This is a genomic window from Streptosporangium sp. NPDC002524 (assembly GCF_040295985.1).
Lineage (GTDB): Bacteria > Actinomycetota > Actinomycetes > Streptosporangiales > Streptosporangiaceae > Streptosporangium.
The window spans coordinates 254005-275212 of record NZ_JBEOWK010000001.1; the positions used below are offsets into that span (position 1 = coordinate 254005).

17 protein-coding genes are annotated in these 21208 nt (G+C 72.4%); 7 read left to right on the forward strand and 10 right to left on the reverse strand.

Going from position 1 to position 21208, the window contains the following annotated elements:
- Positions 1-1272: an STM4014 family protein gene (locus ABT053_RS01035; RefSeq protein ID WP_350966749.1), complete on the reverse strand. Its 1272-nt coding sequence runs from the start codon at positions 1270-1272 to the stop codon at positions 1-3.
- Positions 1269-2225, reverse strand: coding sequence for an STM4015 family protein (locus tag ABT053_RS01040; RefSeq protein ID WP_350966750.1), 957 nt, complete (start codon positions 2223-2225; stop codon positions 1269-1271). Before ABT053_RS01040 ends, ABT053_RS01035 begins: the two co-directional genes overlap by 4 nt.
- A gap of 443 nt (positions 2226-2668) precedes the next feature.
- On the opposite strand from ABT053_RS01040, the gene ABT053_RS01045 reads away from it, so the two are divergent.
- On the forward strand, positions 2669-4096 hold the full coding sequence (locus ABT053_RS01045) for an MFS transporter (protein ID WP_350966751.1): 1428 nt from the start codon (positions 2669-2671) through the stop codon (positions 4094-4096).
- 30 nt (positions 4097-4126) lie between these two features.
- On the opposite strand, the gene ABT053_RS01050 is transcribed toward ABT053_RS01045, so the two are convergent.
- Positions 4127-5356 (reverse strand): cytochrome P450, encoded by a 1230-nt coding sequence (locus ABT053_RS01050; RefSeq protein WP_350966752.1) that lies wholly within the window; start codon positions 5354-5356, stop codon positions 4127-4129.
- A 95-nt stretch (positions 5357-5451) separates the two neighbouring features.
- On the opposite strand from ABT053_RS01050, the gene ABT053_RS01055 reads away from it, so the two are divergent.
- Both ABT053_RS01055 and ABT053_RS01060 read left to right on the forward strand, forming a co-directional pair.
- Entirely contained in the window at positions 5452-6903 is a 1452-nt protein-coding gene (locus ABT053_RS01055) for an FG-GAP repeat protein (RefSeq protein ID WP_350966753.1), read from the forward strand.
- A gap of 288 nt (positions 6904-7191) precedes the next feature.
- Positions 7192-8406 (forward strand): ROK family transcriptional regulator, encoded by a 1215-nt coding sequence (locus tag ABT053_RS01060; RefSeq protein WP_350966754.1) that lies wholly within the window; start codon positions 7192-7194, stop codon positions 8404-8406.
- A gap of 147 nt (positions 8407-8553) precedes the next feature.
- On the opposite strand, the gene ABT053_RS01065 is transcribed toward ABT053_RS01060, so the two are convergent.
- From ABT053_RS01065 to ABT053_RS01075, 3 genes are all read right to left on the reverse strand, one after another.
- Entirely contained in the window at positions 8554-9081 is a 528-nt protein-coding gene (locus ABT053_RS01065) for a hypothetical protein (RefSeq protein WP_350966755.1), read from the reverse strand.
- 245 nt (positions 9082-9326) lie between these two features.
- Positions 9327-10865 (reverse strand): alkaline phosphatase D family protein, encoded by a 1539-nt coding sequence (locus tag ABT053_RS01070; RefSeq protein WP_350966756.1) that lies wholly within the window; start codon positions 10863-10865, stop codon positions 9327-9329.
- 356 nt (positions 10866-11221) lie between these two features.
- On the reverse strand, positions 11222-12055 hold the full coding sequence (locus ABT053_RS01075; RefSeq protein ID WP_350966757.1) for a hypothetical protein: 834 nt from the start codon (positions 12053-12055) through the stop codon (positions 11222-11224).
- A 260-nt stretch (positions 12056-12315) separates the two neighbouring features.
- Between ABT053_RS01075 and arfB the strand changes: the two genes are divergently transcribed.
- The gene (gene arfB / locus ABT053_RS01080; RefSeq protein WP_350966758.1) at positions 12316-12738 is read left to right on the forward strand and encodes an alternative ribosome rescue aminoacyl-tRNA hydrolase ArfB; all 423 of its coding nucleotides are present in this window, start codon (positions 12316-12318) and stop codon (positions 12736-12738) included.
- Positions 12739-12948: 210 nt separating this feature from the next.
- Entirely contained in the window at positions 12949-13392 is a 444-nt protein-coding gene (locus ABT053_RS01085; protein WP_350966759.1) for an NUDIX hydrolase, read from the forward strand.
- Positions 13393-13419: 27 nt separating this feature from the next.
- Here the strand turns inward: ABT053_RS01085 and ABT053_RS01090 are convergent, their stop codons facing one another.
- The 3 genes from ABT053_RS01090 to ABT053_RS01100 all read right to left on the reverse strand — a co-directional run bounded on the left by ABT053_RS01090 (position 13420) and on the right by ABT053_RS01100 (position 18173).
- Positions 13420-14868, reverse strand: coding sequence for a glycosyltransferase family 39 protein (locus ABT053_RS01090; RefSeq protein ID WP_350966760.1), 1449 nt, complete (start codon positions 14866-14868; stop codon positions 13420-13422).
- A 58-nt stretch (positions 14869-14926) separates the two neighbouring features.
- Entirely contained in the window at positions 14927-17344 is a 2418-nt protein-coding gene (locus tag ABT053_RS01095; protein WP_350966761.1) for an FtsX-like permease family protein, read from the reverse strand.
- A 67-nt stretch (positions 17345-17411) separates the two neighbouring features.
- Positions 17412-18173, reverse strand: a complete 762-nt coding sequence (locus tag ABT053_RS01100) for an ABC transporter ATP-binding protein (RefSeq protein ID WP_350966763.1) — start codon at positions 18171-18173, stop codon at positions 17412-17414.
- Positions 18174-18280: 107 nt separating this feature from the next.
- Here ABT053_RS01100 and ABT053_RS01105 point away from each other — a divergent pair, with 107 nt between their 5' ends.
- Positions 18281-19483 (forward strand): sensor histidine kinase, encoded by a 1203-nt coding sequence (locus tag ABT053_RS01105; RefSeq protein WP_350966764.1) that lies wholly within the window; start codon positions 18281-18283, stop codon positions 19481-19483.
- Positions 19474-20115, forward strand: a complete 642-nt coding sequence (locus tag ABT053_RS01110) for a response regulator (protein ID WP_350966765.1) — start codon at positions 19474-19476, stop codon at positions 20113-20115. The genes ABT053_RS01105 and ABT053_RS01110 overlap by 10 nt, the downstream gene beginning before the upstream one ends.
- Positions 20116-20273: 158 nt before the next feature.
- Here ABT053_RS01110 and ABT053_RS01115 read toward each other — a convergent pair whose 3' ends face one another.
- Entirely contained in the window at positions 20274-20906 is a 633-nt protein-coding gene (locus ABT053_RS01115) for a hypothetical protein (protein ID WP_350966766.1), read from the reverse strand.
- Positions 20907-21208: the final 302 nt, after the last annotated feature.

Genomic DNA, 21208 nt, shown 5'->3' on the forward strand with positions numbered 1-21208 from the left:
TCACGCACCGGAGCTCCCGCCCTCCCGCCGGGGCGTCCGGTCTCCCACAGAGGCGTGCCGTTCTTTCGCCAGGGGGTGCCGGTCTCCCGCCGAAACACGCTGATCCCTCACCGGAACGTGCCGCTCTCTCGTCGAGGCGGGCCGCTCCGTCACCGGGGCGTACCGGTCTCTCACCGGCACGTGCCGGTCTCTCACCGGGGCGTGCCGGGCGAGGATCGCGCGGACCTGGGCGCCGTAGGTGTCGAGGCCCTCGGCCCCGCCGCCGGGCAGGCCCTCCAGCCGGGGAAGCAGGTCTCCGAACGCGTTGACCTCGGCCACCGCGAACTCCCGCCAGTCGACCCCGATCATCAGGTCGACCCCGACGGCCAGGCTCCCGGGGAAGCGGGCCGCCGCCCGCGCGCAGACCTCCAGTGCCCGCTCCCACCCCTGCGGGCCGAGACCGGTCCTGACGGCGTCCAGGTCACCCCGTACGCCGCCGAGGTGGAGGTTGGTCATCGGCCCTCGGGCCGCGCGGACGACCGCGTGGGTGGGCGTGCCGTCCACGACGACCACCCGCAGGTCGATCGCGCGCCCGCCGAGGCTCGCCTTGGGGAACCAGCGCTCGACGTGGAGACCGTCCGCGGCCAGCAGGTCGACGATCGTCGCCAGGTCGGGCTCGTGCTCGTAACACCTGATCCGCAGGGAGTTGTGCAGCTCGCCGGAGGCCAGCTCCGCCGAGGTCACCGCCCTGACGCGGCGGCCCGACGCGTGCAGGGCGATGATCCCGGAAGCCGACGAGCCGTGGGCCGGTTTGACGAACACCCGGCCCCAGCGGGCCTCACCCATCCGCTCGCGCAGCTCGGCGTAGCCGCCGACCGGCCCGGCGAGGGCCGGTGGCACCGGCACCCCGGCCGCCGACAGCCTGGCGTGACAGTGCCGCTTGTCGAACATCACCGAGACGTCCTCGACGTCGGCGAGCAGCACGGCCCCCGGCGTCGCGGCCACGGCCCGGCCGACCCTGGCGGCCCCGGCGACGAACCCGGCGTGCCAGCGGGCGCCGCCACCGATCCTGGACGGCTCGCCGGGGCCGCGCAGCAGCGCGTCAGCCTCGGCGTCCTCCCCCGGCGAGTCGATCCGTACGAGCGCCCCCGGCTCGATCCCGATCTCCTCGCCGCGCAGCACGGACGTCCACGGCACCACCGCGGGCTCGTCCAGCCCCTGACGGGCGCAGGCGTCGGCGAACATGGTCACCCGCCGGTCGCCCGGCGTGCCGACGACGGCGATCGTGGTCACTCGGCGACCGCGACGTAACGCCACTCGCCGTCGGGCTCCTTCTGGTCGGAGAGATCGAGCTGGACGCCGGATCCGGAGAAGGCCGTCGTGACGCGCTCGACCATGGCGTCGGTCAGGTAGTGGTGGTGCAGGTCCAGGCGTTTGAGGTGGGTCAGGGACTGCCCCGACAGCAGGGCCTCGGCGCCCTCGTCGGTGAGCACGCCCATCGACTGGGAGAGCGACTCCAGGCGGGCCACGACCGGGGCGGCGGCGACGAGACCGGCGACCTCGTCCTGGATCTCGCTGTTCTGCAGCCCCAGGTGCTTGAGCGCGGGCAGCCGCTCGCCGGACAGGATGTTCTCCAGGTCGGCCGCGGTGGTCTCGCCGCCGTACTCGCTCGTGCCGAGCCAGGCCTCCAGGTGCTCGAGGGCGGGAAGATCGCTCATGCCGACCCCCCTGACCACGGAGGCGGGCAGCCCGCCCGCCTCGAAGCGCAGCACTTTAAGGTGCTCGTGCCTGACCGGCCGCAGCTCCAGCCCCGTCCCGCCCCTGACCTCCAGCCGCTCCAGCAGCGGGAAGGACTCCAGCAGCGGCGTGACGTCGCTCTGCTGGATCCAGGAGATCTCGCACTCCTCCTGCGGCATCGCGGCGAAGAAGAGCGAGCGCAGGGCGGGGAGGCGCGCCGCGCTCTCCGCCAGCAGCCGGATGGGACCCGACGAGTCCTTCTCGTAGGCCTCGACCCAGCCTCCGACGATGAGCGCTCGGACCTCGGTGGTGTCGATGGTCTCGACGAAGCGCGCGAAGTGCTCCTCGAAGGTCTCCTTGGCGTTGTAGACGTGCACCGAGACACGCCACGCCGCCTCACCCGCCGGGGGATGAGGGGCACCGGGGGGACGCAGGCTCACGATGGGCAGGCCCGCGTAGTCTCCCCGGTAAAGGCCGTCGACGTCGTCGTTGAACTCGGTGTGGTCCATCGGAGGCTCCCCGTCAGGCTCGACTGTCACTGGACCGTCCTACCAGAGGTACGCGACACTTCCGGCCGCACTCCCGGGATCACTCCCCGATCCTTCCGGGGCTCTTCCCGGATCTTCCGTGACCATTTATGAAAACGCTTACGAAATCGCTCGCGGGATCCTTCCCCGGCCGCCTGTGTGATCGTTTCCAAAACCGCTCACGGGATCCTCCCGGGAGCCCTTGCGCGACCGCTCACGGGATCCTCCCGTGAGCGCTTGTGTGATCGCCCACGGGGATCCTCCCGTGATCGCTCGCGAGATCCTCCCCCGGCCGCGTCCCTGCCGCGTCCCCGACGGCGTCCCCGGCCGCGCCCCCTGACCGTGTCCCTGATCGCGTCCGGAAGCCCCTGCGGGAGCACCGACGCTGGTCAGACCGGTGTCCGGGGTCGGCGATGATGAACGGCATGGACAATGGTCACATCCGGTTCGCCTCGGCGAAGGGGCGGTGGGTTCTCCTCACCACCGTGCTCGGTTCCGGCATCGCCCTGCTGGACGGCACGGTCGTCAACGTGGCCCTGCCCGCGCTCGGCGAGGATCTCGGCGCCGACATGGCCGGTCTGCAGTGGACGGTCAACGCCTACACCCTCACCCTGGCGGGCCTGATCCTGCTCGGCGGATCGCTCGGTGACCGGTACGGCAGGCGCAGGATCTTCCTGATCGGCGTCGTCTGGTTCGCCCTCGCGTCGGCCCTGTGCGGCCTGGCGCCCAACGTGGAGACGCTGATCGCGGCCCGCGCCCTCCAGGGCGTCGGCGGCGCGCTGCTCACCCCCGGATCCCTCGCCATCATCCAGGCGTCCTTCGACAGCGAGGACCGGCCCAGGGCGATCGGGGCGTGGTCGGGCCTGGGCGGGGTGGCCGCGGCCGTCGGCCCGCTGCTCGGCGGGTGGCTGGTGGAGACGGCCGGATGGCGCTGGGTGTTCCTGATCAACCTGCCCCTCGCGGCGCTCGTCGTGGCGGTCGCCGTACGGCACGTCCCGGAGAGCAGGAACCCCGAGGCCACCGGCCGGTTCGACGTCCTGGGCGCGGCGCTGGCGGCGCTGGCGCTGGCCGGGATCACCTACGGCCTGATCGACCTGGCGATCGTCCCGGTCGCGGCGGGCGTGCTGCTGGGCGCCGCGTTCGTCTGGCTGGAGATCAGGCGCTCGCCCCGGGCGCTCGTACCGGTCGAGGTCTTCTCGTCGAGGGTGTTCACCGCGGTCAACGTCGTCACCTTCATCATGTACGCCGCGATGGGCGTGGTGTTCTTCCTCCTGGTCGTCCAGCTGCAGGTGTCGGCGGGCTTCTCCCCGCTGGTGGCCGGGACCTCGATGATCCCGGTGACGATCCTGATGCTGCTGCTGTCGTCACGGGCGGGCGAGCTGGCCAAGCGCTTCGGGCCCCGGCTGCCGATGACGGGCGGCATCCTGGTCTGCGCCGGGGCCCTGCTGCTGATGTCGCGGATCGGCCCCGGCTCGTCGTACGTGGCGGACGTGCTGCTTCCGGCGACGCTGTTCGGGCTGGGCCTGTCGGCGGCGGTCGCGCCGCTCACCGCGACGGTGCTGGCCACCGCCGCCGAGCGTCACGCGGGGGTGGCCAGCGGTGTCAACAACGCCGTCGCCAGGACCGGCGGGCTGCTCGCGGTGGCCGCGATCCCCCCGCTGGCCGGGCTGACCGGCGACGCCTACGACTCCCCCGTGACCTTCACCGCCGGGTTCCACACGACGATGCTGATCAGCGCGGCGATGCTGGTCGTCGCGGCGCTGATCACCTTCCTCACCATCCGGGAGAACGTGCTGATCCCGTCGGAGCCGAAGCTGGGCTGCCCGGTGACGGCCCCCCAGCCGGGCAGGTGACCGCCAGAAGGATCAGAAAGATCAGAAGGATCAGAAGGTGAACGCCTGGCTGCGGACGCTGTTGTCGAAGTTGGACACCAGCAGCTCGGGCTCGCCGACCGAGCGGATCTCCGGCAGCCGGGTGAACAGCGCCCGGAACATCGCCCTGATCTCCTGCCTGGCGAGGTTGGCGCCCAGGCAGAAGTGCGGCCCGGGGCCGCCGAAGCCCACGTGGGGCTTGGTGTCGCGGGTGATGTCGAACCGGTCGGCGTCGGGGAAGACCGTCTCGTCGCGGTTGGCCGAGCCGTAGAAGAGCACGACCTTGTCGCCCGCCTTCAGGCGCAGGCCGCGCAGGTCGTAGTCCTCGGTGACGGTCCGGCGGAACTGCATGATGGGCGAGACGTGGCGGACCATCTCCTCGATCGCGCCGCCGATGTGCGCGTCGAAGTCCTCGGTGAGCAGGCGCCGCTGCTCGGGGTTGTCGGTCAGCAGCTTGATGCCGTGCGCCATGGTGTTGCGGGCCGTCTCGTTGCCCGCCACGAGCAGCAGCGTGAAGAAGGACCCCAGCTCGCGGTCGGTCAGCCTCTCGCCGTCGACGTTGGCGGTGACGAGCGCGGAGACGAGGTCGTTGCGCGGCGTCTGCGCGCGCTCCTTGCCCAGGTTGATCACCAGGCGCTGCAGGGCGAGCAGCGCGAGCGTGTTCTGGGCGGCCATCCTGACGGTGTGGGCCAGGCTGGGCCGTACGCCGGAGTAGGCGGTGGAGATGTCGACGTGCTGGTGGACCTTGGCCCGCACGTCGTCGGGGACGCCCATCATGTCGCAGATGACGTGGATGGGCAGCTTGGCGGCCACCTGGCCGACGAAGTCGCCGGGCCCCGAGGCCGTCACGTCGTCGACGATCCGCGCGCACGCGGCGTCGATGTCGCCCTGCAGGTTGCCCAGCATCTTCGGGCTGAACGCGCGGGAGACGATGCGGCGGAGCCGGGCGTGCCGGGGGTCGTCCATGTTGACCATGGACTCGCCGAACACGTGCTTGACCCAGCCGGGCGGCTCGGGGCTGGTCACGCCCGGCTCGCTGGAGAACACCTTGGCGTTGCGGCTGGCCTCCACCACGTCGGCGTGCCGGACCAGCGCGTAGAAACCCTTGCCCGAGCGGAGCAGCGGGACGCGCTTCTCCTCGAAGAACACCGGCTTGTCGAGATCCCGAAGCCGCGCGAACGCCTCATGCCGCTCCTTGAGCGGCCGCCGCCAGAACCCCAGGTCGGCCAGGTCGATTTCCATGCCGCCAATCCTGGCATGTTCTTTACGCGTACCGGCCACTTGGACTTCATGTCCCGGTGGGCCGCGTGTCCGAATCACCGGAAACCATCACAGGTATGAGAGCCGCGCTCCTCGCCTCCGCAGTCCTCGCCTCCCTGCTGGTCCCCGCCGCCCCTTTCCCGGCCCACGCCCCTTTCCCGGCCCACGCCTCGGTGTCGGCCGGTGCCTGCTCCGGTGTGCCCTCCGACTTCGACGGCGACGGGCGGGCCGATCTCGCGGTCGCCGCGCCCTACACCCGCACCGGCGGCCACGCCCGCGCGGGGTCGGTCACCGTGCTGTACGGCATGCGTACCGCCGCCGAGGAGAAGCTGACCCAGGACACGTCCGGGGTGCCCGACGAGGCCGAGACGGGGGACTCGTTCGGCTCGGCGCTGGCGACCGGCGACTTCGACGGCGACCGCTGCGCCGACCTGGCCGTGGGCGTCTCCGAGGAGGACCGCTCCCGGCCGGGAGAGGACGGCGACGGCGCCGTGCAGCTGTTCCACGGCTCGTCCGGCGGCCTGCGGCCCGGCAGGCTGATCGACGCCGGGGACCTGGGCCGCAAGCGCGAGCCGGGCCGGTTCGGTGCCGCGCTCGCCGCGGGAGACCTGGACGGCGACGGCGACGACGAGCTGGTGATCGGCGCCCCCGGGCTGGGCGGCGGCGCGGTCGGGGTGTACGGGCTCAAGGGGCGCAAGCCGTACATGGTCACGCAGGAGACCGGCTGGCTGGGGCAGCGCGAGCGCGAGACCGACCAGTTCGGCGCGGTGCTCGCCACCGGCGACTTCGACGGGAACGGCCGGGCCGAGATCGCGGTGGGCGCGCCCGCGGACACGCTGCTGAAGAACGGCCAGGGGTCGGTCACCGTCCTCGACGTCCGGCATCGCAGGGCGACCACGCTCACCCAGGACAGCCCCGGGATCACCGGCCTCGCCGAGGTCTGGGACTTCTTCGGCAACGCCCTGGCCACCGGCGACTTCGACGCCGACGGCCGCGACGACCTGGCGATCGGCGTGCCGGGCGAGGGGCTCACCGACAACCAGCGGGCGATGGACTACGGCGACGGCACCGTGCACGTCGTCTACGGCTCCCGCTCGGGGCTGCGTACGGCGGACTCCGAGGCCTGGTCGCAGCGCTCCCTGAAGGGGGAGCCGCGCTACTTCGACCGCTTCGGCGCCGCCCTCGCCGCCGGGGACCTCAACGGCGACGGCGACGACGAGCTGGCGATCGGCGTGCCGGGCGAGAACGCCGTCCAGGTGCTCGCGGGAACCCGCTCCGGCGGCCTCACCAAGAACCACAACCTGCTGGTCACCGGGAAGGGCGGCGACTTCGGCGGGGCCCTGGCCACGGTCGCGGGCCGCGGCCTGGTCGTCGCCGCCCCGGGCGACGGCAGGCTCACCCTGCTGCGCGGGACCGTGCGGAAGGGCTCCTACCCGGGCATCCGACCCTCGTCGGCGAGGCCTCTGGCCGACGCTCCCGGCGAGACCCTGTTCGGCTACGCCTTCGCGAGCGCGTCCTCCCGGCGGTAGCGGGGCGGTGCGGGCCCGCGCCTCCCGGCGGTAGGGGGACGGCGCGGGCCCGCGACGGGGCGGCGCCTCCCGTCGGCGGACATGTCGGCCTTCGATCGGCGGCCCTCGATCGGTGGCCTTCGATTCACGACTTTCGATCAGGGCTCGTATCGGCCCGCACCGGCCTGGCCCGGTTCGACACGTTTCGGCCTGGTTCGGCCTGGTTCGGCCTGACCGATATGGGCCGCCACCACCGGTGGGAGCAGAATATCGGCCGCTTAATTCACGTCGTTATCTAAGATGATGAGCATGTTCGACGTACAGCAGAGGACCGTTCGCGATCTACGCCGGGGCAACCGGGCGATCGTGCTTCGCGCCCTCTACTTCGAGGGACCCGCCAGCCGCCAGGAGCTCAGCGAGACCATCGGGCTCAGCCCCGCCACCGTGAGCAACGTGACCGGAGACCTGCTCGCGAGCGGGATCATCGTCGAGGCCGGTCTGGCGGACTCCGACGGGGGCAGGCCCCGGGTGCTGCTGCGGGTCAACACCACCCACGGCTACACCGTCGGCGTCGACGTCGGCGAGACGCACGTGCGCGTCGAGCTCTTCGACCTGGACATGAACCGGCAGGCCAAGGCCGAGTACGCCCTGCGCCCCACCGGGCACGACGTCGACCAGGTCGTCCGCCACATCCTCGCGGGCATCGACGTGGTCCTCGGCGAGAGCGGCGTGCCCAGGGAGCGGGTGCTCGGCGTGGGGGTGGGCGTTCCGGGGATCGTCGAGACGGGGCCCGACGCCCTGATCCACGCCCCGACCTTCGGGTGGGACGCGGTCCCGCTCGGCAGGCTGCTGCGGGCGGGCACCGACCTGCCGCTCTTCGTGGACAACGGCGCCAAGTCGATGGGGCAGGCCGAGCTGTGGTTCGGCGTCGGGCGCAGGGCCAGGCACGCCGTGGTGGTGCTGATCGGCTCGGGGGTCGGGGCGAGCATCATCACCGACGGGGCCACCTACCTGGGGGCCAACAGCAGCGCCGGAGAGTGGGGCCACACGAAGATCATGGTCGGCGGGCACCGGTGCCGCTGCGGCGGTGAGGGCTGCCTGGAGGCGTACGTGGGGGCCAGGGGCATCCTGGAACGCGCCGGGGTCTGGACGGAGACCGTCGACGAGCAGGCCGAGATGGCCGCGCTGGTGGCCGCGGGCTCCCCGGTCATCGACGAGACCGTCACCTACCTGGGCGTCGGGCTGGCCAACCTGATCAACCTGTTCAACCCCGAGCGGATCATCATCGGCGGCTGGGCCGGGGTGCTGCTCGGCGAGCACCTGCTGACGAGGATCAGGAAGGTCGTCGCGGACAACTGCCTGGCGCAGCCGTACAAGACGGTCTCCATCGGCCTGGGCCGCCTCGGCGTCGACTCGGTGGCGCTGGGCGCCGCCACCCTCGTGATCGAGGACCTCCTGCAGGCGAACCCGGCCGCGAAACCGAACGGCGTCTCCCCGCGCTCCCGCAACCGGGCCGGGATCTGATCCCCGGGGTTCTGATCCCCGGGCCCCGTCCCCGCTCCTGTCCCCGTGTCCGCGTCTGTCCCTGTGTCTGCGCTTGTCCCGACGTGTCTGCGCTTGTCCCGACGCCCCCTGGCCCGGCTCCCGGGACAGGGGGCGTCGGGGCCGGGGTCAGCGGATGCGCGTGCTCGCCTTGACCTTGCGCTTGATCTCCTTGCGGAGCTTGCGGATGTCGGCGTCCGCGTCGGACGTGGCGATCACACCGAACGTGGCGGTGGCGGTGCCCCGGCGCGAACCGGCCCAGGCCCGGATCCGCACGGTCGTCGAGTCGCCCCTGTCGAGGGAGGTGATCCAGCACGACAGGCTGCGGCCCTTGACGGAGCATTTGACGCTACGCGGCTTGGAGACCACCCGGATCTTGCGGAAGCGTTTCGAGAAGTCCCCGACGAGCGCCACGTAGTGCTGGCCGCGGGCCTTCCTGTTGCGGACCTTGACGGAGTAGACGAGGGATCCGCCCCGCTGGACGTGCTTGGGGAAAGTGATCACGTACCCGAAGTCGGAGGGCGCCGCGGCGGGCGCGACCGCGGGTGCGGCGGATAAGGCGGATCCGGCGGCTGTGGCAGGGGTCGGGGAAAGGAGGGTGACGCCCAGCGCCGCGGCGAGAGCCGCAGCGGTGAGCCTCGTGGCGAGGGGACTCATAAGCGGCATCATCCAATAAATTTTCCGGAATTCCTCTCACGTTTCAGGTCAGTGCCGCCTGTCCTGACGGCACGTGTCGTCAGCGCCACTCGGCCTGACGGCACGTGCCAGGTCAGAGCCGCTCAGCCTGACGACACGCCTCAAGCAGGCTGCGCCGCCCGCCCTGACGACACGCCTCAGATCAGCGCCGCCCGGCCCAATGACACGCCTCAAGCAGCCTGCGCCGCCTGCCTCGACGGCACGTCTCAGGTCAGTGCCGCCTGTCCTGACGGCACGGTGAAGCGGGCGCCGGTCTTGGCGGGGGCGCCGCGTTTGCTGATGTAGTCGAGCGTGCGGAAGTCCGCGTGCAGTTCGTCCTGGGTGACCCGGCAGACGATGTAGCCGCGCCGCTGGTCGAGGTAGGAGATGTGCGGGTTCTCCGCGACCGTCTCGGCGATCCGGCCCTCGTCCCGGTAGCCGTCGCCGTCGCTGGCGATCGAGGAGGTGACGAGTTCCACCGCCACGCGGGGCGAGTCGGGGTCGTCGAAGTCGAGCTTGAGGTCCGCCGCGTGGTGCATGTGCGCGTCGCCGGTGAGCACGACCGGGTTGGACGCGCCCGAGTCGCGGAAACCGGTCAGCAGGCGGGTGCGCTCGGCGGCGTAGCCGTCCCAGGAGTCCATGTTGACCTCGGTGCCCGGCCCGACCTTGGAGTCGCGCTGGGCCATCAGGATCTGCTGGCCGACCAGGTTCCAGCGGGCGTCCGAGCTCGCGAGGCCGTCCAGCAGCCAGCGCCGCTGGTCCTCGCCGAGCAGGGTACGGCCGGTCGCGAGCCGGTCGTCGCAGCCGGACCTGAGCCCGTCCTCGCACGCCTGGTCGTCGCGGAACTGCCGGGTGTCGAGCAGGTGGAACCGGGCCAGCGGCCCCCAGTCGACCCGGCGGTGGACCCGCATCGCCGCCCCGCCGGGCACGCTCGTCCTGCGCAGCGGCATGTTCTCGTAGTACGCCTGGAAGGCGTTGGCCCTGCGCCGGGCGAACGCCGGGGCGCCGGAGCTGGAGACGTCCCCCGCCCAGTTGTTCTCGATCTCGTGGTCGTCGAAGGCCACCAGCCACGGCGCGACCGCGTGCGCCGCCTGCAGGTCGGGGTCGCTCTTGTACTGCGCGTGGCGCATCCGGTAGTCGGCCAGCGTGGCGCACTTGCCCCAGGTGTGCTGCCGGACGCTCCCGCCCAGCGCCGTGTACCCCCGGGGGGCGTACTCGTACATGTAGTCGCCCAGGTGCACGACCAGCTCGGGGTCCTGCTCGGCCAGTCTCCGGTACGCCGTGTAGAAGCCGTGCTCGTAGTGGGCGCAGGCGGCGACGGCGAAGGTCAGCGGGGACGCCAGGGACGTGGCGGACGGGGCCGTACGGGTGCGGCCGACCGGCGACAGGTGCCCGTCGGCGCGGAAGCGGTAGAAGTACTCCCGGCCGGGCTCCAGGCCGTCGACCTCGGCGTGGACGCTGTGCGCCCGCTTCCAGCGCGCGGTCTCGGTGCCCTCGCGGACCACCTTGGAGAACCGCTCGTCGGTGGCGAGCTGCCATTTGACGTCCACGTCCCTGACCGGCATGCCACCCCGGCCGTTCAGGCCGAGCGGGTCGAGGGCGAGCCTGGTCCACAGCACGACGCCGTCCTTGGACGGGTCGCCGGAGGCGATGCCGAGGGTGAACGGGTCGCGGGCGAGGGTCCGGGAGGACATCTGGGAGGGGCCGAGCCCCGCCCCGGTCAGCAACAGGCCGCCCGCACCCGCGGCGGCGACGGAAAGGAACACTCTGCGTGACGGCTTCTGCTCCACGTCATCAGTGCACCCGTTCCAGCTTTCCCGGCCGTGGCCTGCGAATCAAGGCGAGGTGAACAGCCGCCGCACAGAAGAGTCGCCTACCCACGGTGATTGAACAACGGCCGACCTCCGGGCGACATCACGGCGAAGGACCGGCCTCCCGCCGGTGGCCGCGCGGCACCGGGAGCGATGACGATCCGCGACGATGAACGGGAAAGGAACGGGCAGGGCCCCGGGAGGTCGTCTCAAGAGAGCGTCTCAAGAGAGCGTCTCAAGGGAGCGAGGAAGGTCGGCGCGGGCGAAGCCTGAGAGGTCGGCCCGGAACGCTCGGAACAGAGCGTGGAAGGTCAGCGCAGGTAGGGCTTGAGGTGCGGGGTGAGGGCGCCGCAGCCCAGGTATTTCTCCACGGTGTGGAAGTCGATCCAGTCGAGGTTGACCATGGACTCCTGGTCGACCCCGGTGAAGCAGGCCCTCAGCCCCGGCGGGATCGCCGCGATGTCGTCCTTGTCGGCGATGTTGACCCACCGCTTGACCTTGCGGGGACGCTCGCCCCAGCCGTTCACCGGGGCGGGCATCAGACGCTCGAAGATCACGTTGCGCATGCCGAGCGGGCTGCCGAGGGTGATCAGCAGGTCGACCTCCAGGTCCGGGTTGGCCCAGAGCGTCTCGTACGTCACCACGCTGCCCAGCGAGTGCGCGATCACCACCTTGGGGCGGTTACGCCTGATCACCTCGGCCACCGCCGCCCGGCACTTCGCGCGCGTCTGACCCCCGGCGGCCATGTAGGCGGCGACCTCGGGGCAGAAGAACGTGGCGAAGTCGGCGGCGTTGACCTCCAGCCGGTCCAGCAGCCAGCCGGTCATCCGGTGCAGGGCGCCGGTCAGCCCCTCCCCCACCGTGTCGAGCTGCTTGGCCCAGGCGACGAAGACCTCCTGGGCGCCGACGTCCATGGTCCGTACCGCGCGTACGGAGTCGTTCTTGCTCTCGCCCAGCAGGTGGGCGTAGTAGGCGATCTCGGTGACGTAGCGCTCCTTGGCGTGCGGTTTGCCGCCGGTGAGGCCCTTGTGCAGGTAGCGGTCCCACTTGTCGCGCATCGCGAGGGCGGCGCCGCCGACCGAGTTACCCGCGTCGCGGTAGTAGCGGTACTTGCCGATACCGTGTACGCCGACGATCGTGTCCATGCGCCCCCGCCTCCTGCTTCGGATGCCCTTGTTTCCCACGGATGTTTGACCACATGCGCCTTCGGGCAATGTGTGTCCCCCGGGCAACTGTGGCGGAAGGGAACCCCGCGCCACAAGGCCGATACGACTCCAGCCGCGACTCGAAAATCATCAACAATTGTCAACAGGGATCAAACTGGGCATAAAACCATTTGATCCACGCTTATGGCTCCTCGGTACGCTGGAAACCCGCACACCCCCGTGAGAAGGAAGTCACCGCCATGCCCGGTCCGCTCCAGATCAGCGGTTCGGTCTCGGTCCCCGAGGCCGAGCTCGGCTGGCGGTTCTCCCGTTCCTCGGGCCCCGGCGGCCAGGGGGTCAACACCACCGACAGCCGGGTCGAGCTCAGCTTCGACCTGGCCGCCACCGAGGCACTGGGCCCGGTCTTCAAGGCCCGCGCCCTCGAACGCCTCGGCCCCCGCCTGGTGAACGGTGTGATCACCATCGCGGCCTCGGAGTTCCGCTCCCAGTTGCGCAATCGTGAGGCCGCCGAGATGCGCCTCGCCCAGCTCCTGCGCGAGGCGATCGCCCCGCCTCCCAAGAAGCGCCGCCCGACCAAGCCGAGCAGGGGCGCGGTCGAGCGTCGGATCGCCGCCAAGAAGCAGCGCTCCGACCTCAAGCGCCTGCGCAGGGACCACCACTAGGACCTTCCAGGGCCGCCCGTGCCGCACGAAGATCCCGGATCGCCCTGGTCTGGCCACCCCCGCTGCGCGACCGCCCGTGCCGTACGGAGATCCCGGATCGCCCTGGTCCGCACCGCCCGCGCCGCCCATGTCGTACGGAGATCCCGGATCTCGGCCCCAGACGCGGGTCGTGCCGTCGGCGCGGTGACACGGCGGTGACACAATGGCCCCATGTCTGTCGTGCCGAGTGTCCGCGCCGTCCTCCTCGACGACGACCGGCTGGTGCTGTTCCGGCGCACGGTCCCCGGCAAGGAGCTCTACTGGTCCATTCCCGGCGGCCACGTCGAGCCCGAGGACGCCTCGCTGGAGCACACCCTGCACCGCGAGGTCATGGAGGAGCTGGGCGCCGTCGTCTCCGGCGTCACCCCGCTGACCACCCTGGAGTGCCGGCGCGACGAGGGGGTCAAGACCCAGCACGTCTACGGCTGCCGCCTGGTCTCCATGGACCCCGCGCTGCGCTGCGGCCCGGAGTTCGACGACCCCGCCCGCGGCGAGTACGAGGTGGTGCGGCTCCCGCTCGACCCGGCCGAGATCTCCGCCATCAACCTCGTCCCCCCGGAGCTCGGCGCCTACCTCGCCGGCACCGTCACCCGCCTGCCCGTCCTGATCGCCTGACCTCCCGCTCCCGAAGCCCCCGAAGGGTCAGCGCTTCTTGCGGACGTAGAGGCCGAACCACGAGTAGCCGAAGTCGTCGGTGGACTTCAGGGTGAAGTCGCGGTTCGCCATCAGGGCCAGATAGCGCTCGTCGTCCTCCACGAAGGCCCTGTTCTTGTGCTTCCTGCCACCGGTGACCAGCCAGACGCGCTCGACACCGTCCAGGGCGGCCGTGAACTGCGCGGCGGTCCTCGGCGTGCGCCGGTCGGGGGCGTGGGTGAGGTCGCGCAGGTTCCGGTACGCGTCCTCGTACACGGCGGCGAACAGGCGCCTGTTCTCCCCCACGTAGAGCACGGCGTCACCGGGACGCTGCCTGGCCAGCAGCGTGGCCGCCATGTCACGCAGGTTGTCCGGCCGCCTGTCCGGCTCGCGGATCGTCAGGTGCGCCGGAACGGTCAGCGCCGCGACGAGGACCAGCCCGATCCAGCCCAGGGCCCGGGGCCGCACGGCGTTCAGGCCCGCTCCCGCCAGCAGCGCCACGGCGGGGACGGCGAAGAGCACGTACCTCGGGTTGAAGACGGGATAGACGGTGGAGATCGCCATGGACACGAACGGCAGCAGCGCCCAGGGCAGCGCGACCGCCGCCGTCCTCCTCCCGGCGAACACCCCGGCGAGCATGAGGGCGACCAGGAGCAGCGCCACCCACGCGTTGCCCGCCAGCTCCTCCCCGAACCAGACGACGTCGGTGAGCTTCGACGGCTTCAGCCACGACAGCTGCGCCTCGCGCTGACCGGCCGCCAGGAGCGCCAGCGGGGCGATCCCGGCCACGGCCACGGCGAGCCCCCCGGCGAACCACCTGACATCGGGCCGGGACGGCGACGAGGATGGCCACACCCGCCACCACAGCACCGTCACCACGTGCGCGACGACCAGGAGCAGCGCGTAGACGTGGAACCAGCCGAGCAGCACCAGGCAGGCCCCGTAGGCCAGATACCACCGGGGGCTCGATCGCCGCGTCGCCTCGACCAGCACCCAGGTGGCCAGGACGGCCACCGCCGCCACGATCGCGTAGCTACGCGCCTCCTGGGCGTACCGGCTCACCATCGGCAGCGCGGCGTAGAGCAGCCCGGCGAGGAGGCCCGCCCCGGGGGTGGCGAGCCTCCTGCCCAGGACCGTGACGCCGTACGCGGCGGCGGCCGTGGCGACGACCGAGGGCAGACGCATGGCCAGCTCGCCGGTCGAGAACGCGGCGAACGGCCGGAGCAGGAGGTAGTAGAGCGCGTGCACCCGGTCGATGCTGTCGAGCAGGTGCCACAGGTCGTCGAGGGGCATCGCGGCGGCCAGCGCGCTGACCGACTCGTCGCGCCAGAACGAGGGCGTGGTGACGCCCCAGAGCCCGATCAGCATCGCCGCCACCGCCGGGATCACCTCCGGCAGACGAGACCGGGCCCTGTCCTTTTCGACGTCCTTCTCCAGGTCCTTTTCCACGACACCCATCACATCGCGTTATTTCACACTATGGGGGTGACCGATGCGACGGTCCGGCGGAATCGTCCTAGGCGTTTCTCGTCCGGGTGGCCAGCATGCTCGTGACGGTCGCCAGGAGGAGGCAGGCCGCCACCACCGCGAGGACGACGGGCCACGGCACGACGAGGGGCACCGGGGCGCCGATCGACGTGGACAGCCCCGCGCGCATCCTGAGCAGGGCGGGAATGGCGACCGTCGTGCCGAGTACGGTCCCGATGGCGACCACCAGCGCCGATTCGGCCGCCATCACGCCCAGCACCTGCCGGTTCGTCGCACCCGCCAGCCGCAGGACGGCGAGGTCGCGTGCCCGGCTCGCCGTGGCCATCATCAGCGTGTTCGCGATGGCGACGGCGGTGTACCCCGCCGACACGGCGACGAGCAGCAGCGTGAAGATCCACACCAGCCGGTCCTCCTCCGCGTCGGCCTCCACGGCGTAGGTGGCGAGGTCGACGACGCGCGCGCCGAGCTCGCCCGCCATCGGTACCGGGCCCGGAAGGCCCGGACGTTCCGGAAGGCTCGGGAGGCCCGGACGTCCCGGAAGGCTCGGGAGATAGGCCTCGTCGGCGAGTGCCGAGGGGTCGTGCGCCCGTACCAGTTCCCGGGGCAGCAGCATGCCGAACGGCGCCTCGGCCATCACGCCCACCACCCTCAGCGCCACGGTGCGCCCGTCCTCGAAGGTGACGTCGGCGACGTCACCGGGCCGCCAGCCGGTCTTCTCGGCCAGCCACTCCTCGACGACCATGGTTTCGCCGCGCAGGCCGCCGAGGGAGCCGGAGATCATCTTCGGTGTCCCCGACCTGGCGAGCACCTCGGGGGTGACACCCGCCGCCGGGACGGTGACGTTCTCGCCGTACACCGCGGTGGGCAGCGCCGACGCTCCGCCCACGGCGTCGGAGAGGCCGGGGGTGCCCGAGGGCAGCACGACCGCGCCGGCCCGGACCGTGGCGGTCCTGCCCGCTCCGTAGGCGGCCGCCGTCGTCTGCACCATGCCGGTGACCAGCACCGCGAAGCCGACCGTGGCCAGGACGGGGGCGGCCGTGGAGGCGGTACGGCGGACCGCCGCCAGGGAGCTCTCCCTGACGAGCATGCCGGTGGCCCCGCGCAGGCGGGTGAGCGGCCAGGTGGCCGCCCGGATGACCGGGGGGACGAGCGCGGGGGCCAGCAGGGTGAGGCCCACGATCAGGGCCATCGCTGTGTAGATCACGTAGGGGACCATCTCGGCGGCGCTCGTGGTGAGACCGGCGACGGCCGCCGCCAGGCCGCCGAGCGTGCACACCAGGCCGGCGATCCACCGGCCGCGCGGCATGGGCCGCTCGTCCACCTCGGCGTCGCGCAGGGCTTCGAGCGGGCGCACCCCCGCCGCGCGGCGGGAGGCCGACCAGACGCCGAGCAGGGCCACGACCAGCCCGCCCGCGAACGCCGCCACCGGCGGCCACGCCTGGATCCGTACCGTGAAGGTCGCCGGTTGGAATCCCACCCCGACGAGCAGGTCACCGAGTACCGGCGCGAGCGCGACGCCGAGCGCGACGCCGGTCAGCGCCGCGACCGCACCGACCGCCAGTGCCTCGCCGTACATCATCCGCCGTATCTGGCGCGGTGTCGCGCCCACGGCGCGCAGCAGGCCGAGCTCGCGACGCCGCCGCGCCACGTCGAAGGCGAAGGTCGAGGCCACCACGAAGACGGAGACGAAGCCTGCCAGGACGACCATCGCGGTCAGGACCTGCGCGCCGATCCACCGGATCCGCGCGTCGTCCAGGGGTTCGAGCGCGGCGCGCGCCTCGCCGGAGAGGACCTCGCCCCGGTCCCCGGTCACCTCCCTCGCGGCCCGCTCGACCATCGCGGGGTCCGCGCCCGGCTCGGTGACCAGCCCGATCGTCCGCACCCCGCCCGCCAGGCGTGCCGCCGCCGCGTCGGACAGGTACGGGCCGGCCTCGTCGACGGTTCCCGTCACCGTGTACGGCACCGGCCCCGCCGAGGTGAGCAGCGTCACCCGTGTCCCCGGCCCGGCCCCGAGGGCGCGGTCGAGCACCACCTCCCCGTCGCGCTCGGGGGCCCTGCCCGAAGTCAGCGGGTAGGGCGCCAGCGCGGCCGCCGACCAGGCGTGGCCCCGCCCGTCCCCGCCCGGCCTCCCGCCGACGACGGGCTGGGCGTAGAAGACGTGGTCGGGTACGGCCGCCGCCACGCCGGGGACGGCCGCCAGCCGCCCGGCCAGGGAGGTGACCGTCTCCGGCGACCAGGGCCGGTCGGGGGTGAAGTTTCCGTCGGCCCTGACCGCGGCCGGTGCCCGGACCAGCACCGGAGCCCCGGCGAGCCGCTCGGGGACCTGGGGTCCGGCCGACGCGTACGCCAGCGCGCTCATGGACGTGATCGCGCTCCCCAGGCAGAGCGCGACGAACGTGCCGGCGAACCCGCTCCGGCGTTCGCGCGGGGTGACCGGGATCAGCATGCCGGGACCTCCCGCTCGCGCCCGCTCCGGAATGATCGACCAGGACGACGGTCTCGCATGGCCAGGATCAGCATGCCAGGGCCTCCAGGCTCGTCATCCGGGTCGCGACCGACTCGGCGGTGATCTCGCGGGTCATCTCCTGGACCACCCTGCCGTCGGCGAGGAAGATCACCCGGTCGGCGCGGGCCGCCGCGACCGGATCGTGGGTGACCATGATCACGGTCTGGTTCCGGTGGTCGGCGAGATCGCGGAGCAAGTCCAGCACGGCACGCGAGTTCCCGGTGTCCAGCGCCCCGGTCGGCTCGTCGGCGAACACCACGGCGGGCCTGGTGATCAGTGCACGCGCTATCGCCACCCGCTGCCGCTCCCCGCCCGAGAGACCACCGGGCCGGTGATCACCCCTGCCCGCCAGGCCCACCTCCGCCAGTGCCGCCCGCGTCTCCGCCGGGTTCACCCTGCGGCCTGCCAGGCGCAGCGGCAGCGAGACGTTCTGCTCCGCGGTCAACGCGGAGACCAGATTGAAGGACTGGAAAACAAAACCGATCCGCTCGCGCCGCAACACCGTCAGCGCGGTCTCGTCCAGCGCGCCCAGGTCGGTGCCGCCGATGACGACGCCGCCCTCCGTCGGGCGGTCGAGCCCCGCGGCGCAGTGCAGCAGCGTGCTCTTCCCCGAGCCCGACGGGCCCATGACGGCGGTGAACGTACCGGCGTCGAACACGGCGGACACCCCGTCCAACGCGAGCACCGGCAGCGTGGCCGAGCCGTACACCTTGCGTACCGACGAGAGCCGGACGGTCTCTTCGCCCCCTGGGGCGTGTTCGGAGTTCATGCGCCAAGCCAAACGGCGCCCCGCCTCCGGCACACTGGCACGGGAACGAGGACAGGGCTATCCCCAGCACTACTGCCGGCGCCGAACGGGTCGGATACCTTCTGGGAATGCCCTCCCCCACCGCGCTGGACGCCATGTCCAGACGACCGCTGCGCTACCTCGGGTCGGCCTGGCCGTGGCGGGCCCTCGCCTACCTGCTGATCAGCGCGGGCATGGGACCGGTGGCGGCGGGCCTGGTCCACCTGGCGTACGTGCGGGGCGTGGCGGTCGCCGTACCGGCCGCGGTGGCGCTGGTGGTGGTCTTCGCGCCGTGGCTGGCCCGGTTCGAGAGGTGGCGGCTGCGGCTGGTCGACCGCATGCCCGCCCGCGACCCGCGCGGGCCCGTGCGCCCCGGGCCGCCGGGCCGGTTCCGCGCCCGGCTGCGGGAGCAGGCAAGCTGGCGGGAGCTGGGCTTCGCGGCGGTCTCCGTGCTCGCGCTGTGGTGGATCGACCTGGGGCTCGTCGCCCTCGGCCTGTGGCTGCCCCTCGCGCTGATGAGCGCGCCGCTGCAGCCGGGTGTCGAGCTGCTGCCCAGCGTGCCCATCGCGGTGGCGGGCCTGGTGACGCTGCCGATCGCCGCGTACCCGATCACCGCCTGGGCGGCGGCGCGCGCCACCGTCGTCCGCGCGGTGCTCGCCCCGCGCGAGGCGGAGGTCGTCCGGTCCCGGGCCCGGCTGGTCGACGCCTTCGAGAACGAGCGCCGCCGGATCGAGCGCGACCTGCACGACGGCGCCCAGCAGCGGCTCGTCGCGCTCACCATGAAGCTCGGCCTGGCCGAACTCGACCTGCCGCCGGGCTCCGCCGCCGCCATACAGGTCCGGGAGGCGTACGAGGAGGCGCACAGGGCTCTGGCCGAGTTGCGCGAGCTGATCCGCGGGGTGCATCCGCAGGTGCTCGCCGACCGGGGCCTGCCGGCCGCCGTGCTCGACGTGGCGGGCCGCTCACAGGTCCCGGTGGACGTCGACATCGTCCTGCGGGAGGGGCGGCGGCTGCCGCCCGCCGTCGAGGTGACCGCCTACTACGTCGTCTCCGAGGCGCTCACCAACGTGGCCAAGCACAGCGGCGCCTCCCGCTGCCGGGTCCGCGGGCGGCTGGTGAGGGACGTGCTCGTGCTGGAGGTACGGGACGACGGGGTGGGCGGCGCGGACCGGGGCGGCGGAAGCGGGCTGGAGGGGCTGGCCGACCGGCTCGCCGTCGTCGACGGCACGATGTCCCTGCACAGCCCGGCGGGCGGGCCGACCGTGCTCGGCGCGGAGATCCCGTGCGGGTAGTCATCGCCGAGGACGCGGTCCTGCTCCGCGAGGGCCTGGCCGGGCTGCTCGAACGTTTCGGGCACGAGGTCACCGCCTCCGTCGGGGACGCCGGCGCGCTTCTGGCCGCCGTCGCCGGGGACGAGCCCGACATCATTGTCACCGACGTCAGGATGCCGCCCGGTTTCACCGACGAGGGACTGCGCGCTGCGCTGGAGCTGCGGGCCCGCCGGCCGTCGCTCCCCGTGCTCGTGCTGAGCCAGTACGTCGAGCAGACCTACGCCGCGGAGCTTCTCGACTCCGGCACCGGCGCCGGGATCGGCTACCTGCTCAAGGACAGGATCAGCGCCGTCAAGGAGTTCGTCGACGCGCTCGAGAGGGTCGCGGGCGGCCACACCGTGGTGGATCCCGAGGTCGTCAGGCAACTCCTGCGACGCCGCCGCGACCCGCTGACCCGCCTGACGCCGCGCGAGCTCGAAGTGCTCGGCCTCGTGGCGGAGGGCCGCTCCAACGTCGCCGTCGCCCGCGCCCTGGTGGTCACCGAGGCCGCCGTCGCCAAGCACATCGCGAACATCCTGAGCAAGCTCGACCTGCCGCCCGCCCAGGACGACCACCGCCGCGTCCTGGCCGTCCTCGCCTATCTGCGAGGGTGATCGTCCGGCCCGCCGCCACGGGCCTCTTCCCTTCCTGGTCGCTGAGCAGGCGGTCGCCGGGGCAGGCGGTTGCTGAGCAGGTGACCGCCGGGCAGGTGGTCGCCGGGCAGGTGGTTGCTGAGCAGGGGGCCGCCGGGCAGATAGTCGCCGGGCAGGTCTCAGGAGCGGCGGTCCTCCATCTCCCACAGGTGGTCGACGACGTGCCAGGCGATGCGGCGGGCGGCGTAGCGGACGGGCCAGCCGCCGGGGACCGGTGGAGAGCCGTCGGAGGGCCGGGACAGCACCTCGACGAGATCCGCGCGCATCGCCACCAGGGCCGAGGGCTCGTGGATGGGCTTGTGGCGGACACCGATCTTGCGAGCGTACGCGCGCTCGGCGTTGACGACGTGGGCGGCCATCTTGTCGCGGTCCCTGCCACCGCCGCGCGGGCCCTTGCGCAACTCCTCGGGCGAGGTGGCGGTGGTCTCGCCGAAGAGCTCCCAGGCCGCCCCGAGCAGCGTGACGGTCCGGCTCGCCTCGGTCTCGTCCACCGGCTCGGAGTCGAGCGAGGGGATCGCCTCGATGGCCCCGAAGTCCGTGGTGGTGCCGCCCTTCGCCCGCTCCACCACCACCGGGTCCCCCGGCTCGAAGGCGAGCCCGGCCCGCTCCGCGACCACCCGGTAGCGCGGCACGTACGTCATCAGCGCCTCGAGCGCCTCTTCCTCGGACCGACCGATCCGGCACCACCCCGGCCACTCCACCGAGCAGGCGAAGACCTTCTTCGGGCCGATCTCCAGGTAAACACGCGTCATGGGCGACAGCATGGCACCCGTACCTGACAGCCCACGGCAGGATTGTTCCGGTCGGCGAGAAACCGGGAACGGGGGACGACCGAGAGCGGGAACGGCCTGGAGCAAGAAACGACCGGGGCGTACGGGAACAGCCGGGGAGTGGGGAACGACCGGGGAGTGCGAGAACAGCCGGGGAGTGAGGAAAGGCCAAGATCAGCCGAAACCGGCCGTGGACCGGTCGCGGGCCAGCCGTGGACCGGTCGCGGGCCGGTCGTGGCCCGGTCGCGAGCCTGCCGTGGACCGGCCGTGGACCGATTTTGGTC

Coding starts and splice junctions, on each gene's coding strand:
- ABT053_RS01085 (WP_350966759.1), top strand. CDS start 12,949: ATGTCTGTCGTGCCGAGTGTCCGCGCCGTCCTCCTCGACGACGACCGG.
- arfB (WP_350966758.1), top strand. CDS start 12,316: ATGCCCGGTCCGCTCCAGATCAGCGGTTCGGTCTCGGTCCCCGAGGCC.
- ABT053_RS01065 (WP_350966755.1), bottom strand. CDS start 9,081: ATGAGTCCCCTCGCCACGAGGCTCACCGCTGCGGCTCTCGCCGCGGCG.
- ABT053_RS01050 (WP_350966752.1), bottom strand. CDS start 5,356: ATGGAAATCGACCTGGCCGACCTGGGGTTCTGGCGGCGGCCGCTCAAG.
- ABT053_RS01055 (WP_350966753.1), top strand. CDS start 5,452: ATGAGAGCCGCGCTCCTCGCCTCCGCAGTCCTCGCCTCCCTGCTGGTC.
- ABT053_RS01045 (WP_350966751.1), top strand. CDS start 2,669: ATGGACAATGGTCACATCCGGTTCGCCTCGGCGAAGGGGCGGTGGGTT.
- ABT053_RS01090 (WP_350966760.1), bottom strand. CDS start 14,868: ATGGGTGTCGTGGAAAAGGACCTGGAGAAGGACGTCGAAAAGGACAGG.
- ABT053_RS01060 (WP_350966754.1), top strand. CDS start 7,192: ATGTTCGACGTACAGCAGAGGACCGTTCGCGATCTACGCCGGGGCAAC.
- ABT053_RS01115 (WP_350966766.1), bottom strand. CDS start 20,906: ATGACGCGTGTTTACCTGGAGATCGGCCCGAAGAAGGTCTTCGCCTGC.
- ABT053_RS01040 (WP_350966750.1), bottom strand. CDS start 2,225: ATGGACCACACCGAGTTCAACGACGACGTCGACGGCCTTTACCGGGGA.
- ABT053_RS01095 (WP_350966761.1), bottom strand. CDS start 17,344: ATGCTGATCCCGGTCACCCCGCGCGAACGCCGGAGCGGGTTCGCCGGC.
- ABT053_RS01105 (WP_350966764.1), top strand. CDS start 18,281: ATGCCCTCCCCCACCGCGCTGGACGCCATGTCCAGACGACCGCTGCGC.
- ABT053_RS01100 (WP_350966763.1), bottom strand. CDS start 18,173: ATGAACTCCGAACACGCCCCAGGGGGCGAAGAGACCGTCCGGCTCTCG.
- ABT053_RS01075 (WP_350966757.1), bottom strand. CDS start 12,055: ATGGACACGATCGTCGGCGTACACGGTATCGGCAAGTACCGCTACTAC.